This is a genomic window from Glutamicibacter sp. V16R2B1, assembly GCF_005774635.1.
Taxonomy (GTDB): domain Bacteria; phylum Actinomycetota; class Actinomycetes; order Actinomycetales; family Micrococcaceae; genus Glutamicibacter; species Glutamicibacter creatinolyticus.
In genome coordinates this window covers 1-1,376 of the sequence record NZ_VATX01000046.1, presented here as the reverse complement: position 1 = coordinate 1,376, position 1,376 = coordinate 1, and the positions used below count along the sequence as shown (strand labels likewise).

Below are 1,376 nucleotides of genomic sequence, written 5' to 3'. Positions count from 1 at the left end.
GCCGACTCGTAGCTTCCGCTGCGGCATCGACGTCGACCCGAAGTGGGTGGACACAACCAGCTCGACAGCCTGCAGCAGCAGCTTCATGTCTTCGTCGCTGACATCAGCCGTGTCCGCCTTGTCGTCGACGGCGACCATGGTGACGATGTCCTGGTAGTCGGCGGTGGCCTGTCCGCGGACCCAGTCGACGATCTCGTCGGTCTCGTCCTCGGTGACCAGCGCGCCCTGTACACGTTCGGGGGTGCTGGCTCCCATCGGAAGGTACAGGGCGTCGCCCATGCCGATCAGCTTCTCGGCGCCAGCCTGGTCGAGGATGGTCCGGCTGTCCGTGAGTGATGCGGCGGAGAACGCAAGCCGGGACGGCACGTTCGCCTTGATCAGCCCGGTGACGACGTCAACGGATGGCCGCTGGGTCGCCAAGATGAGATGGATGCCGACCGCACGGGCCATCGCCGTGATCCGGGTGATCGCGTCCTCGACGTCACGCGGCGCGACCATCATCAGGTCGGCCAGCTCGTCGACGATCGTCAGGATGTACGGATACGGCTGGTAGACCCGCTCCGACCCCGGCGGGGCGACGATCTCCCCGCGGCGGACCTTGCGGTTGAAGTCGTCGACGTGGCGGACCCCGGCGGCGGCGAGATCCTCGTACCGGTTCTCCATCTCCTTGACGACCCACTGCAGGGCGTCGGCGGCCTTCTTCGGGTTGGTGATGATCGGGGTGATCAGGTGTGGGATGCCCTGGTAGCTCGTCAGCTCGACCCGTTTCGGGTCGACCAGGACCATGCGGACCTGATCCGGGGTGGCCCGCGCCAGCACGCTGGTGATGAGCGTGTTGATACAGGTCGATTTTCCCGCTCCGGTCGCGCCCGCGATGAGGATGTGCGGCATTTTCGCGAGGTTGGCCAGCACATAGCCGCCCTCGATGTCCTTGCCGAGGCCCACCAGCAGCGGATGCGGGTTTCCCGTCGCCTCCCCGCTACGCAGGACGTCACCGAGAGACACCACGTTCGCGGTCGGTGTTCGGGATCTCGATGCCCACGGCGCTCTTGCCGGGGATCGGGCTGATGATCCGCACGTCCGGGCTCTTGACGGCGTAGGCGATGTTCTTCGCGAGCTGGGTGATCCGCTCGACCTTCACCGCCGAGCCCAGCTCCACCTCGTACCGGGTCACCGTCGGCCCCCGGGTGAAGCCGGTGACCTTGGCGTCCACCTTGAACTGGGCGAACACGTCGGTCAGCGAGGCGTTGACCTCGTCGGTGGCGTCCGAGCGAACCTTGGGCGGGGTCCCGGCCCGCAGCAGGGTCGGCGACGGCAGCCGGTAGGCGCCGTCCGTCGGCGGGACAAGGTACTCGATCTCGTCCGGACCAGGCGGT

Annotated in this window: 1 pseudogene; it reads right to left on the bottom strand. The window is 67.2% G+C overall.

Annotation, left to right across the window (positions count from 1 at the left end):
• Positions 1-1,376 (bottom strand): annotated as a pseudogene (locus tag FDN03_RS15815) (DNA translocase FtsK); the annotation flags it as partial.